This is a genomic window from Hafnia paralvei (assembly GCF_020150375.1).
GTDB classification, from domain to species: Bacteria; Pseudomonadota; Gammaproteobacteria; order Enterobacterales; family Enterobacteriaceae; genus Hafnia; species Hafnia paralvei.
Genome location: NZ_CP083737.1, coordinates 4,688,873 through 4,702,024 on the forward strand (window position 1 = coordinate 4,688,873; position 13,152 = coordinate 4,702,024).

Below are 13,152 nucleotides of genomic sequence, written 5' to 3' on the forward strand. Positions count from 1 at the left end.
GACAGACCGAGCGCTTATAAGAAACGCACAGTATGCATAAATCAGCACAATTTCCTACTATTTAGGATAAAGGAAATATGACTGAGCCTAGGGTAACCGGCCTATAACAAGCTTAGAAAGGTTTAAAAAAATCAACAAGCTAAGCAGTAAAATAAAGCTGGTCAACGCGCCAAGAAGTCGATAAAACAAAACAATCCTTGTTATGAATGGGACCATTATGACGCAATCTAGCCAATTGGCCGAACGTATTTCACGGCTCAGCCATGCTTTGGAAAACGGACTTTACGAACGACAAGAGGCCATCCGCCTATGTCTACTCGCTGCTCTATGCGGTGAAAGCGTGTTTTTACTGGGTCCGCCGGGAATTGCAAAAAGCCTGATCGCCCGTCGTTTAAAATTTGCGTTTAGCCATGCTCGCGCATTTGAATATCTGATGACTCGCTTTTCAACTCCAGAAGAAGTTTTCGGCCCACTGTCTATTCAGGCTCTCAAAGATGAAGGTCGCTACTTACGTTTAACCCACGGATATTTGCCAGAAGCCGAAATCGTATTCTTGGACGAAATTTGGAAAGCAGGGCCTGCCATTTTAAATACCTTGCTTACCGCGATTAACGAGCGACGCTTTCGTAATGGGGACAGTGAAGACCCTATTCCTATGCGTTTGTTGGTTACCGCATCTAACGAACTTCCTGAAGCAGACAGTAGCCTAGAAGCATTATACGACCGTATGCTTATTCGACTCTGGCTGGATAAGGTGCAAGAAAAACAAAACTTCCGCGCGCTAATCACCAGCAGTCAGGATGAAAACGCAAATCCTGTTCCTGAAGCATTAAGTATCTCAGATGAAGAGTTTTATGCTTGGCAGCCGCAAATAGGCAAAGTCACATTGCCGACTCACTGCTTCGAGCTCATTTACCAACTTCGTCAAAGAATCAATACGCTAGATGATGCGCCATATATCTCTGACCGTCGCTGGAAAAAAGCGCTTCGGCTGCTACAAGCCTGTGCGTTTTTCAGCGGCCGCTCGGAGCTGGCGCCACTCGATCTTATTTTGCTCAAAGATTGCCTATGGCATGACTTTGCATCACGACGGATGCTAAATCAGCAAATTCAACAAATGCTGACCGATCAGGCTTATCAACAACAAAACCTGTTATTGCAGCTACAGCAGGCCGAGGCCAATTGGTTACAGTCGCAACGTGACCAAAGCCAACAGCAAGCAATGACTCTGCCAGTAAAGTCAGGCTTATTTAACCGTAAGCAGGTGCACTCTTTGCCAGACGATTTCCCTGTAGGCAAAGTCACGTTAATGTTATTTAAACCATTAAAAATTCACGATATGCAAGTAACCCATATCGTGACGGATTCAGGTGACCTATCCCGCTGGTTACAAAAAGGAGGGGAGTTCCGTGCCAAACTCAACGGTATTGGATTTGCCCTGCCTGTAGACATCACGTTAGACGACAAGCACCAATTACAGGTGCGTGATGTAAGTTATCAAAGCACTATGCTTTCACTGCCGGGAAAAAGAAACGGTGACGTTCCCGCAGACGTTCAAGAAAAAATCCAGCAGATAGAAAACACGCTAGCTGAACAACGCCGATTGTTCGCTTCACACCAGCCTTGCTTATTTGTAAGTAATGATTGGTTAGCGCAAATTGAAGCCAGTCTGGCCGGTATCGATGAAAAGTTGCGTACTTTAAAAACAACCTTAAAGGGCGCGTGAAATGCCAAGTCTTGAAGCCGTCGAAGCTTTTTTGGTCGTCAATGAAAACGAGCTAATGCAGGATTTTTTAATTGGATTGATGGCGGCTCCGCAGCTGGCTGTCTTTTTTGAAAAATTTCCGCGTCTGCGTACGATCCTTGAAGGCGATCTCCCTAGTTGGCGACGACGCTTAGAGCAAAGGATCAAAGACACTTCTGTGCCGGACGATCTAGCGCGTGAATTCACTCTTTACCAACACCAGCTTGGCTTACAAAGTTCGGACTTCTTCCAACAACTCCCGAACACTTTGGCCACCTTACGCGAGCAAGAATCGCCTTTTATCTATGAGGCGGACTCACTATGTCCCGAAGGTAGCGCTCCCCGTAGCATTAGTTTCCAAACCTTATTTTTACAACGCTGGCGCTTAAGTTTGATAGCAAGAACGCTGACATTACATCATCAGGTGTTAGACGAAGAACGTGAGCTATTACAGGCCGAATTACAGCAACGTATGCAAATCAGCGGTGCACTTGAGCCCGTGCTGGTGGATAACGAAAACGCTGCAGGTAAGCTGTGGGACTTAAGCCGCGGAGAACTGCACCACGGTGACTATCAACTGATGGTGCAATATGGTGATTTTCTTGCTCAGCAACCAGAATTAAAAAAGCTGGCAGAACAGCTGGGACGTAGCCGAGCGTCTACTGCCGAAGATAAGCAGAGTACCGAGCAGGAGATCGCTCGAGTCATGGTGCGAGAACCGGCCATCATGCCGGAGGAAGTCAGCGGTATTCATCAAAGTGACGATATTTTACGTCTTTTACCCACAGAGCTTTCTATGCTTGGCATGGATGATCTGGAGTTTGAATTCTATCGCCGATTACTCGAAAAACGTCTGCTGAGCTATCGTCTACAGGGTGACGTATGGCGTGAACAGGAGTTTCAGCGTCCGATCACCTATCAGAAAACACACCAACAGCCACGCGGTCCTTTTATTGTTTGCGTGGATACCTCCGGCTCCATGGGAGGCTTCAACGAACAATGTGCAAAAGCATTTTGCTTGGCGCTACTGCGCGTAGCTCTTGCGGATAACCGACGCTGCTACATCATGCTATTTTCCAGCAGCGTCGTGCAGTATGAGCTAACCGCAGATTCAGGTATTGATCAGGCAATTCGTTTTCTCTCTCAGCGATTTAGAGGAGGGACGGATTTGGCCCAATGTTTGTCATATACCGTAGCTATGATGAAACAATCGGCATGGAAACAGGCTGACGCAGTCGTTATCTCTGACTTTATCGCCCAGCGATTACCTGAAGAGATGGTGAAGCAGATCCGCCAGCTACAACAAAATAATAGCCACTGTTTTCACGCAGTGGCTATGTCTGAGCACGGCAAACCCAGCATTATGAAGATCTTTGATCACATCTGGCGTTTTAACACCGGGATCAAAGGGCGCCTTTTGCGCCGTTGGAAACGCTAGCGATTACAGCAACGCATCAACTTGTTCACGAACTTCTGGCGCCCAAACACCGCATTGAACCTGACCAATATGCTTCTGTTTCAGCATCAGCATAACCAGACGAGACTGGCCGATGCCGCCGCCAATAGTCTGCGGCATCTCGCCACGAACCAGCGATTGATGCCACTCAAGCTTCATACGCTCTTCATCATCAGTTAGCGACAGCTGGCGCTTCAGAGTATCGGCATCAACACGGATCCCCATAGAAGAAAGCTCAAACGCATCTTCTAATACGGGGTTCCACACCACGATATCACCGTTTAAACCGGCAAAACCCTCTTCACCAACTGAGGTCCAATCATCATAGTCCGGAGCACGAACATCGTGTGGCTTACCATGAGACAGCTTGCCGCCGATCCCAATCAGGAATACAGCACCAAATTCTTTGGCAATGGCACGCTCGCGTCCTTTAGCATCCAGATCAGGGAAACGACGTAGCAGCGTTTCGCTGTGAATAAAGTGGATCTCTTCCGGTAAGGAAGGTTCGATACCAAACTCTGCGGCAACTTCCGCTTCGGTCGCCTTCATCGCAGCATAGATTTTACGCACGGTTTCCTTCAAGAATTCAGGCGTACGCTGACCGTCGCCCATCACTCGCTCCCAATCCCACTGATCAACGAAAACCGAGTGAATAGGCGTCAAGCGATCTTCATCCGGACGTAAGGCTTTCATATGGGTATATAAGCCTTCACCTGGGCCAAAATCATGCATACCGAGTGTCTTACGTTTCCACTTAGCCAATGAATGCACGACTTCAAACGTATCTTGCGGTAGCGTTTTCACTTTTACCTGCACTGCCTTTTCACATCCAGACAGGTTGTCCTGTGTGCCATCGCCCAAACGGCTCAGAATTGGCGCTTGAACTTCAATTAGACCTAGCTGTTTTTCCAACTGACGAGAGAAGGAAGATTTTACGAAGCTGATTTGTTGTTGTTTTTGTATAAATTGTTTTTTCATTGCCGTTCTCACATTAACCTGTCTTTGTTAAAACAGATTAAGCAACAGAATGGTATCAAGATTCAATATCCAACAATAAATATTGCCTTTTAGGTTTTATTCCATCATTTTCTAAAGGGTAAAAATAACAAATCGCTAAAAAAGAGGTGATAAATTGGCAGAAATTTACCAGATCGATAATCTCGATCGCGGCATTCTGAACGCATTAATGGAAAATGCCCGCACGCCTTACGCTGAATTAGCCAAGGTATTCAACGTAAGCCCTGGAACTATCCACGTTCGCGTAGAGAAAATGAAACAGGCAGGGATCATTACCGGCGCTTGCATACAGGTGAGCCCAAAAAAATTGGGTTACGACGTTTGCTGCTTTATCGGCATCATTTTAAAAAGTGCTAAAGACTATCCTTCAGCATTAGCACGATTAGAAAGTCTAGAAGAAGTGGTCGAGGCCTACTACACCACTGGGCACTACAGCATCTTTATTAAGGTCATGACACGATCAATTGACGCGCTACAGCATGTACTTATCAACAAGATCCAAACCATTGATGAGATCCAATCAACAGAAACGCTGATCTCCTTACAGAATCCGATTATGCGCGATATTACCCCCTAAGTTATTTTCTTTCATACCCACATTATCCACAGGTAGATCCCAGACCTTTCCCGGCGTACAATAGCCGCCTTTATAAAGGTTGGGATCGTTATGGCTGATATTACTCTGATCAGTGGCAGTACTTTAGGTAGTGCCGAATACGTAGCTGAACATCTAGCTGAAAAGCTAGAAGAGCAGGGTTATTCAACTGAAACTCTTCACGGACCCGAACTTGATGAAGTTCCATTGCAAGGTATTTGGCTGGTGGTCACTTCGACTCATGGGGCGGGTGAGCTTCCAGATAACCTTCAACCTTTATTTGAACAGATTGAAACCCAACAACCCGATCTGACTCGGGTTCGTTTTGGCGCAGTCGGAATTGGAAGCAGCGAGTACGACACTTTCTGTGGTGGGATCAAAATAGTGGATCGCGTTTTGATCTCATCAGGAGCGCAACGGATCGGTGAAGTACTCGAGATCGATGTGACTAAACACGAGATTCCTGAAGATCCCGCTGAGATTTGGCTCACGAATTGGGTCAAAGTTATCAATTAAGCGTACAAATTGTGCGATCGGTATGTGGATAACTAGGCTTAAATAGGTCTAATAACCGGTAGTTATCCCAAGAACAACCCTTGTACGTTTTTCAGGCTGTGTATAAAGTGCCATTTAGATCCCAGCTTATACGGTTTGGGATCACCGATCATCCACAGTAAATGATCCACACTAGATGATTGATCTTCATATTGAAATTTGGCTTATCCACAGAGGATCATGATCCTAGTAGTAAGATCTAATAAAAAGATCCTTAAATAAAAAGATCTTTTTAATACTTAGTGATTCTCCTACCCGTTTGACCTTCCTCTAAACTTGAGTAGAATCCCCACCCCAAGGCAAAAACGATCGTTCATAGCCTTCCGGTTTTCGCGAGGTGCAGTACCATGTTCTATCCAGATATTTTTGACGTCATCATCATCGGTGGTGGCCATGCAGGTACAGAAGCTGCAATGGCATCAGCCCGCATGGGTCGTCAAACTCTATTATTAACGCATAACATTGATACGCTTGGACAAATGTCCTGTAACCCTGCGATCGGTGGTATCGGAAAGGGACATCTGGTTAAAGAGGTTGATGCGTTAGGTGGCCTAATGGCAACCGCAATTGACCACGGCGGTATTCAGTTTAGGATACTAAACAGCAGCAAGGGACCCGCTGTAAGAGCAACCCGTGCTCAGGCTGACCGCGTGCTATACCGTCAGGCCGTTCGTACTGCATTGGAAAACCAACCCAATTTAATGATCTTCCAGCAAGCTGTTGAAGATCTGATTGTTGAAAACGATCGTGTCGTCGGCGCTGTAACCCAGATGGGACTAAAGTTCCGTGCTAAAGCGGTTGTCTTGACCGTAGGGACTTTCCTCGACGGCAAGATCCATATTGGTTTGGAAAATTACAGCGGTGGTCGTGCCGGTGATCCTCCCGCAATTGCACTTTCTCGCCGTTTGCGTGAATTGCCACTGCGAGTCAACCGCTTGAAAACCGGTACGCCACCCCGTATTGATGCAAGAACGATTGATTTCTCGGTATTAGCACCGCAATACGGTGATAATCCATCTCCGGTATTCTCGTTTATGGGAAACGCATCCCAGCACCCTGAACAAATGCCGTGCTACATCACTCATACCAATGAGCGTACCCATGAAGTGATCCGAAATAATTTGGATCGTAGCCCAATGTATGCCGGGATCATCGAAGGGATCGGACCTCGTTATTGCCCTTCTATCGAAGATAAAGTGATGCGTTTTGCCGATCGCAATGCGCATCAGATCTTCCTTGAGCCAGAGGGATTGACCAGCAACGAAATTTATCCAAACGGTATTTCGACGAGTCTGCCGTTTGATGTTCAGATGCAAATTGTACGTTCGATGGAAGGTATGGAAAATGCGCGCATTGTTCGTCCTGGATATGCCATTGAATACGATTTCTTCGATCCGCGTGATTTGAAACCGACACTTGAAAGCAAATTTATTCAGGGTTTGTTCTTTGCTGGACAGATTAACGGCACTACCGGATATGAAGAAGCGGCTGCCCAAGGACTGTTAGCGGGTCTTAATGCGGGTCGCTTTGCCAATGAAGATGAAGGTTGGTCACCACGTCGTGATCAGGCCTATTTAGGTGTATTGGTGGACGATCTGTGTACCTTAGGTACCAAGGAACCCTACCGCATGTTCACTTCGCGTGCTGAGTATCGTTTGATGCTACGTGAAGATAACGCCGATTTGCGCTTAACGGCTATTGGCCGAGAGCTTGGTCTGGTTGATGACGTTCGCTGGGCGCACTTTAATCAGAAGCTGGAAAATATCGAACGTGAGCGTCAACGGCTACGTGAAATCTGGGTACACCCTAATTCTGAGCAAGTTGCTGAGCTGAACACGTTGTTGAAAGCCCCATTATCACGTGAGGCCAACGGCGAAGATCTTCTGCGCCGCCCTGAAATTGATTATACCAAGTTAACCCAGTTAGCTCCTTTTGCTCCCGCGCTAGATGATGAGAAAGCAGCCGAGCAAGTTGAAATTCAGGTCAAATACGAAGGCTACATTGCGCGTCAGCAGGAAGAGATTGAAAAACATCTGCGTAATGAAAATACCTTGCTGCCAGCGGATTTGGATTACTCTCTGGTTTCAGGTCTTTCTAACGAAGTTATCGCGAAACTTAACGATCATAAGCCAAGTTCTATTGGCCAAGCATCGCGAATTTCAGGGATCACTCCTGCGGCTATTTCCATTTTGCTTATTTGGCTAAAAAAGCAGGGCTTATTGCGCCGGAGTGCATAAATCTGCATAAAACCGCACCAAACGGTGCGGTTTTTTTATAGCTAAGCTTCACTATGTCATCTTTTCGCTGCATCATACCGTATTAGGCTTTTTTATTGGCTGATGTCGATGTCTGACTGAGGATTCTTCTGTGCAAAAACAACTCGATACGCTGCTGGCTCAGGCTGGGATTTCGCTAACCGATCAGCAAAAACAACAGCTTCTAGGTTATGTAGGCTTGTTGGATAAATGGAATAAGGCTTATAACCTGACTTCTGTGCGTGATCCTAAAGAGATGTTAGTGCGTCATATCCTCGACAGCATCGTGGTTAACCCTTTCCTGCAAGGCAACCGCTTTATTGATGTCGGAACAGGTCCTGGTCTACCGGGGATCCCGTTGGCGATTGTTCGTCCAGAATCCCATTTCACCCTCCTAGATAGTTTGGGTAAACGCGTGCGTTTTCTGCGCCAAGTACAGCATGAATTGAAGCTAACCAACATTGAGCCAGTGCAAAGTCGTGTGGAAGAGTTCTTACCGGAACCCCCGTTTGACGGTGTTATCAGTCGTGCATTTGCTTCACTGCAAGACATGCTTTCTTGGTGTCATCATTTGCCAAAGCCTGAGTCTGGCCGCTTTTACGCGTTGAAAGGTGTTCGTCCTGATGACGAGCTATCCCAGCTTCCAAATGGCGTTGAGCTAGTTTCCGTTGAGCGTTTGCATGTGCCTACGCTTGATGGTGAAAGACATTTGGTCATTCTCAAAACAAACTAATTTTGTCTTTTGTCAAAAAAAGTTAAGAAAGTTACCGATGAAAACTAACCATTAATACACTAAATCATTAGCGTGGTAGCTTTTTGTTTTTTACTTTTATTTCACATATAAGCGTTTTAAACGATTAAATTATTGGTATTCAGGTTCTCCATTAACGTGATTTAATTAATTTCATCGACTAATTCAACGTGGATTAGAGGTAGGAATAAACAATTAAAGTTGTCTGATTTGTCAATAATATGTTTCGTTCCGGTTTGATAAATGAAGCTCAAATATTCAAAATTTAACGTTATGATTTTAAATAGTTTAAAGCGCTCATTTAGCTAAAACGGGGTGAGAGACCACATGGTATATAAGACTTCTCTGTTTTTATTTTTGTGATCTGTGATCACCCGTGGATTGTAATGGTGGAATTGTCGGACAAAGGAATGAGATATGATATTCTGATGATTCTTAGTGATCGTAGTTAAAAGGTGAAAATATTTAATTTATTATTCACTTTTTCGCTACTTATCCATTGAATTTGCTGGTGTGAACCGTATAATTTGCACGTTTTTCTAGCTTGACTCGGCCTCGTAAAGGCAGTTTTATTACGTCACTCAATCAGCATACCCTAAAGGGGTACGGAGAGAGCAAACGTCATGTCTGTAACGCTTTTTAACGGCAAGGCAGCGCGAAAATTACTGGCTCTGCAGTTACTGACTTTTGTTCTGTTCGGCATCGGCTTTGCAACTAAAGAGATAAGCTGGGGTTATTCAGCCGTTCTCGGCGGATTGTCAGCGTGGTTGCCAAGCGTCGTTTTCATGCTGTTTGCTTTGCGTCATCAAGCTCATACTCCAGCAGGAGGCCGAGTAGCATGGTCTTTTGCTATTGGTGAGGCGTTAAAGGTCGTCAGCACGATTGTACTCATGATCGTGTCACTGGGGTGGTTTAAGGCGGCGTTATTCCCGCTTGGCCTGACTTATATCGCTGTGTTGGTTGTTCAAATCGTGGCACCAGCAATGATAGGTCGTAGCAACTGACCTGTTATAAACGGCCTTAATTAAAACAGTTACCGTACTTAACTACTTAAAGGGTAAGAGGCATCATGTCTGCAGGAGAAATCTCTACGCCACAAGAGTATATCGGTCACCATCTGACACAGCTTCAGATTGGGACGGGATTTTGGTCGATTAACATTGACTCAATGTTTTTCTCCGTTGTCCTCGGCCTACTCTTCTTGGTTATCTTCCGCAAAGTGGCTAAAAACGCGACTAGCGGTGTTCCGGGTAAATTACAGTGTGCGGTTGAGCTGGTTGTCGGCTTTGTCGATAGCAGCGTGCGCGACATGTATCATGGTAAAAGCAAGGTTATCGCCCCTCTGGCTCTAACGGTGTTTGTCTGGGTTTTCCTGATGAACCTGATGGATCTGCTGCCAATCGACTTCTTACCTTATATCGGTGAGCATGTTCTTGGTTTACCAGCGTTGCGCGTCGTTCCTACTGCTGACGTAAACATCACGTTGTCTATGGCTCTGGGCGTATTCATTCTGATTCTGTTCTACAGCATCAAGATGAAAGGTGTGGGCGGTTTCGTAAAAGAACTGACCATGCAGCCGTTTAATCATCCTGTATTTATTCCTATCAACCTTATTCTGGAAGGCGTCAGCCTGTTGTCTAAGCCAGTTTCACTGGGTTTGCGACTGTTCGGTAACATGTATGCCGGCGAGCTGATTTTCATCCTGATTGCCGGTCTGTTGCCGTGGTGGTCACAGTGGGTGCTCAATGTTCCATGGGCTATCTTCCACATCCTGATTATTACGCTGCAAGCCTTTATCTTCATGGTTCTGACGATCGTCTATCTCTCGATGGCGTCTGAAGAGCACTGATATTTTTAATAACACTACTGCGTTTAAACTGAAACAAACTGGAGACTGTCATGGAAAACCTGAGTATGGATCTGCTGTACATGGCTGCCGCTGTGATGATGGGTTTAGCGGCAATCGGTGCTGCGATCGGTATCGGCATCCTGGGTGGTAAATTCCTGGAAGGCGCTGCACGCCAACCTGACCTGATTCCTCTGCTGCGTACACAGTTCTTTATCGTTATGGGTCTGGTGGATGCTATCCCAATGATCGCTGTTGGTCTGGGTCTGTACGTCATGTTTGCTGTCGCGTAAAAGAGCCTCGGCTCTTCTACCGTAAAGAAACACATACCAATTAACTATTTAAGAGGCATTGTGCTGTGAATCTTAACGCAACAATCCTCGGCCAGGCCATCGCGTTCATTTTGTTCGTATGGTTCTGCATGAAGTATGTATGGCCTCCAATTATGGATGCCATCGAGAAACGTCAAAAAGAAATTGCTGACGGTCTCTCTAGTGCAGAACGTGCGAAGAAAGATTTGGACTTAGCTCAAGCCAATGCGACCGACCAGCTGAAAAAAGCTAAAGCCGACGCTCAGGTGATCATTGAACAAGCGAACAAACGCAAAGCTCAAATCATCGACGAAGCTAAAGTAGAAGCTGAGCAGGAACGTAATAAAATTGTGGCGCAGGCGCAGGCTGAAATCGACGCAGAACGTAAACGCGCTCGTGAAGAGCTGCGTAAGCAAGTCGCTACGTTGGCTATTGCTGGTGCCGAGAAAATTATCGAACGTTCCGTGGATGAAGCTGCTAACAGCGACATCGTTGATAAACTGGTCGCTGAACTGTAAGGAGGGAGGGGCTGATGTCTGAATTTATCACGGTAGCTCGCCCCTACGCCAAAGCAGCTTTTGACTTTGCCGTTGAGCACCAGAACGTTGATCGTTGGCAGCAAATGCTGGCGTTCTGCGCTGAGGTGACCCGCAACGAGAACGTGGCTGAAATGCTTTCTGGGGCTTTAGCGCCAGAAACATTATCAAACTTGTTCATTGAATTGTGTGGTGATCAGCTCGACGAATCCGGCCAGAACTTTATTAAAGTGATGGCTGAGAACGGACGTTTATTAGTTCTTCCTGAAGTACTGCAGCAATTCAATACGCTGCGCGATGCCTTGGAGGCCACGGTTGACGTGGAAGTCACTTCAGCATCAACTTTAAGCGAAGAACAACTGAATAAAATCAGTGCCGCGATGGAAAAACGTCTGTCACGTAAAGTGAAGCTGAATTGCAAAATTGATAAGTCTGTCATGGCTGGCGTGGTTATTCGCGCTGGCGACCTAGTGATCGACGGCAGTATTCGCAGTCGTCTGGAACGCTTGGCAGACGTCTTGCAGTCTTAAGGGGACTGGAGCATGCAACTGAATTCCACCGAAATCAGCGAACTGATCAAGCAGCGCATTGCTCAGTTCAATGTGGTGAGCGAAGCTCACAATGAAGGTACTATTGTGTCCGTGAGCGACGGTATTATCCGTGTTCATGGGCTAGCGGATGTTATGCAGGGTGAGATGATCGCACTGCCAGGCAACCGCTACGCTATCGCACTGAACTTGGAGCGCGACTCCGTAGGTGCGGTAGTTATGGGTCCATACGCTGACTTAGCCGAAGGCATGAAAGTTAAGTGTACTGGCCGTATTCTGGAAGTTCCGGTTGGTCGTGGCCTGTTGGGTCGCGTGGTTAACACCTTGGGTGAACCTATCGATGGTAAAGGTCCTGTAGACAACGACGGCTTCTCTGCCGTTGAAGCTATTGCACCTGGCGTTATCGAACGTCAATCCGTTGATCAGCCTGTACAGACTGGTTATAAGTCCGTTGATGCCATGATTCCAATCGGTCGTGGTCAGCGTGAACTGGTGATCGGTGACCGTCAGACCGGTAAAACGGCTCTGGCTGTTGACGCCATCATTAACCAGCGTGATTCCGGCATCAAATGTATTTATGTCGCTATCGGTCAGAAAGCTTCAACTATCGCAAACGTAGTTCGTAAACTGGAAGAGCACGGCGCACTGGCAAACACCATTGTTGTTGTTGCATCTGCTTCTGAGTCTGCGGCGCTGCAATATCTGGCTCCATATGCTGGTTGTGCGATGGGTGAATACTTCCGTGACCGTGGTGAAGACGCTCTCATCATTTATGATGACCTGTCTAAACAAGCGGTTGCTTACCGTCAGATTTCCCTGCTGCTCCGTCGTCCACCAGGACGTGAAGCATTCCCAGGCGACGTCTTCTATCTCCACTCCCGTCTGCTGGAACGTGCTGCGCGTGTTAACGCCGAGTACGTAGAAGCTTACACCAAGGGTGAAGTGAAAGGCGCTACCGGTTCATTGACGGCTCTGCCGATCATTGAAACTCAGGCGGGTGACGTTTCCGCGTTCGTTCCGACCAACGTAATTTCCATTACCGACGGTCAGATCTTCCTGGAATCTAACCTGTTTAACGCCGGTATTCGTCCTGCGGTTAACCCGGGTATCTCTGTATCTCGTGTTGGTGGTGCTGCTCAGACCAAGATCATGAAAAAACTGTCCGGTGGTATTCGTACTGCTCTGGCACAGTATCGTGAACTGGCTGCGTTCTCTCAGTTCGCTTCCGATTTGGATGATGCAACCCGTAAACAGCTGAATCACGGTCAGAAAGTGACCGAGTTACTGAAGCAGAAACAGTATGCACCGATGTCGGTTGCAGAACAGTCTCTGGTTCTGTTTGCAGCTGAACGTGGTTATCTGGAAGACGTTGAACTGGCTAAGATTGGTAGCTTTGAAGCTGCCCTGATGGCTTATGTTGAACGCGAGCACGCTGACCTGATGCAACAAATCAACCAAACTGGTGCTTACAACGATGAGATCGAGGGCAAGCTGAAAGGCATCCTCGATACCTTCAAGGCAACCCAGTCCTGGTAATA

The 13,152-nt window shown here is 46.7% G+C and carries 13 protein-coding genes; 12 read left to right on the top strand and 1 reads right to left on the bottom strand.

All coding sequences use genetic code 11. The annotated features are described in order from the left end of the window. Positions 1 to 217: 217 nt before the first annotated feature. Positions 218 to 1,726 carry an ATPase RavA gene (ravA, locus tag K9N75_RS21590; RefSeq protein WP_224452096.1) on the top strand — a complete coding sequence of 503 codons (1,509 nt, stop codon included), beginning with the start codon at positions 218 to 220 and terminating at the stop codon, positions 1,724 to 1,726. Position 1,727: 1 nt separating this feature from the next. Further along, complete coding sequence (gene viaA, locus K9N75_RS21595; RefSeq protein WP_061059380.1) at positions 1,728 to 3,182, top strand: ATPase RavA stimulator ViaA; 1,455 nt, start codon at positions 1,728 to 1,730, stop codon at positions 3,180 to 3,182. Between the two features lie 3 nt (positions 3,183 to 3,185). Here viaA and asnA read toward each other — a convergent pair whose 3' ends face one another. Then, on the bottom strand, positions 3,186 to 4,178 hold the full coding sequence (gene asnA, locus K9N75_RS21600; protein WP_008815704.1) for an aspartate--ammonia ligase: 993 nt from the start codon (positions 4,176 to 4,178) through the stop codon (positions 3,186 to 3,188). 154 nt (positions 4,179 to 4,332) lie between these two features. Here asnA and asnC point away from each other — a divergent pair, with 154 nt between their 5' ends. From asnC to atpA, 10 genes are all read left to right on the top strand, one after another. Then, positions 4,333 to 4,794 carry a transcriptional regulator AsnC gene (gene asnC, locus K9N75_RS21605; protein ID WP_004093884.1) on the top strand — a complete coding sequence of 154 codons (462 nt, stop codon included), beginning with the start codon at positions 4,333 to 4,335 and terminating at the stop codon, positions 4,792 to 4,794. Positions 4,795 to 4,884: 90 nt separating this feature from the next. After that, a complete protein-coding gene (gene mioC / locus K9N75_RS21610) occupies positions 4,885 to 5,328 on the top strand; it encodes an FMN-binding protein MioC (RefSeq protein WP_224452097.1) in 444 nt (147 codons plus the stop codon). Positions 5,329 to 5,714: 386 nt separating this feature from the next. Then, on the top strand, positions 5,715 to 7,604 hold the full coding sequence (gene mnmG / locus K9N75_RS21615; RefSeq protein ID WP_039185042.1) for a tRNA uridine-5-carboxymethylaminomethyl(34) synthesis enzyme MnmG: 1,890 nt from the start codon (positions 5,715 to 5,717) through the stop codon (positions 7,602 to 7,604). A gap of 130 nt (positions 7,605 to 7,734) precedes the next feature. Then, the gene (gene rsmG, locus K9N75_RS21620; protein ID WP_130954620.1) at positions 7,735 to 8,355 is read left to right on the top strand and encodes a 16S rRNA (guanine(527)-N(7))-methyltransferase RsmG; all 621 of its coding nucleotides are present in this window, start codon (positions 7,735 to 7,737) and stop codon (positions 8,353 to 8,355) included. Positions 8,356 to 8,996: 641 nt separating this feature from the next. After that, complete coding sequence (gene atpI / locus K9N75_RS21625; protein WP_004093893.1) at positions 8,997 to 9,377, top strand: F0F1 ATP synthase subunit I; 381 nt, start codon at positions 8,997 to 8,999, stop codon at positions 9,375 to 9,377. A gap of 65 nt (positions 9,378 to 9,442) precedes the next feature. After that, entirely contained in the window at positions 9,443 to 10,222 is a 780-nt protein-coding gene (gene atpB, locus K9N75_RS21630) for a F0F1 ATP synthase subunit A (RefSeq protein ID WP_004093894.1), read from the top strand. Between the two features lie 50 nt (positions 10,223 to 10,272). Beyond that, positions 10,273 to 10,512: a F0F1 ATP synthase subunit C gene (gene atpE / locus K9N75_RS21635; protein ID WP_004093904.1), complete on the top strand. Its 240-nt coding sequence runs from the start codon at positions 10,273 to 10,275 to the stop codon at positions 10,510 to 10,512. A 65-nt stretch (positions 10,513 to 10,577) separates the two neighbouring features. Continuing rightward, on the top strand, positions 10,578 to 11,048 hold the full coding sequence (atpF, locus tag K9N75_RS21640) for a F0F1 ATP synthase subunit B (RefSeq protein ID WP_004093905.1): 471 nt from the start codon (positions 10,578 to 10,580) through the stop codon (positions 11,046 to 11,048). Positions 11,049 to 11,062: 14 nt separating this feature from the next. After that, positions 11,063 to 11,596, top strand: a complete 534-nt coding sequence (atpH, locus tag K9N75_RS21645; RefSeq protein WP_004093906.1) for a F0F1 ATP synthase subunit delta — start codon at positions 11,063 to 11,065, stop codon at positions 11,594 to 11,596. 12 nt (positions 11,597 to 11,608) lie between these two features. Next, a complete protein-coding gene (gene atpA / locus K9N75_RS21650) occupies positions 11,609 to 13,150 on the top strand; it encodes a F0F1 ATP synthase subunit alpha (RefSeq protein ID WP_004093908.1) in 1,542 nt (513 codons plus the stop codon). Positions 13,151 to 13,152: the final 2 nt, after the last annotated feature.

Bases quoted from the DNA above. Each gene is read 5' to 3' on its own strand.
- mnmG (WP_039185042.1), top strand. From the start codon at position 5,715: ATGTTCTATCCAGATATTTTTGACGTCATCATCATCGGTGGTGGCCAT.
- viaA (WP_061059380.1), top strand. From the start codon at position 1,728: ATGCCAAGTCTTGAAGCCGTCGAAGCTTTTTTGGTCGTCAATGAAAAC.
- atpH (WP_004093906.1), top strand. From the start codon at position 11,063: ATGTCTGAATTTATCACGGTAGCTCGCCCCTACGCCAAAGCAGCTTTT.
- atpA (WP_004093908.1), top strand. From the start codon at position 11,609: ATGCAACTGAATTCCACCGAAATCAGCGAACTGATCAAGCAGCGCATT.
- mioC (WP_224452097.1), top strand. From the start codon at position 4,885: ATGGCTGATATTACTCTGATCAGTGGCAGTACTTTAGGTAGTGCCGAA.
- asnA (WP_008815704.1), bottom strand. From the start codon at position 4,178: ATGAAAAAACAATTTATACAAAAACAACAACAAATCAGCTTCGTAAAA.
- ravA (WP_224452096.1), top strand. From the start codon at position 218: ATGACGCAATCTAGCCAATTGGCCGAACGTATTTCACGGCTCAGCCAT.
- atpB (WP_004093894.1), top strand. From the start codon at position 9,443: ATGTCTGCAGGAGAAATCTCTACGCCACAAGAGTATATCGGTCACCAT.
- atpE (WP_004093904.1), top strand. From the start codon at position 10,273: ATGGAAAACCTGAGTATGGATCTGCTGTACATGGCTGCCGCTGTGATG.
- atpI (WP_004093893.1), top strand. From the start codon at position 8,997: ATGTCTGTAACGCTTTTTAACGGCAAGGCAGCGCGAAAATTACTGGCT.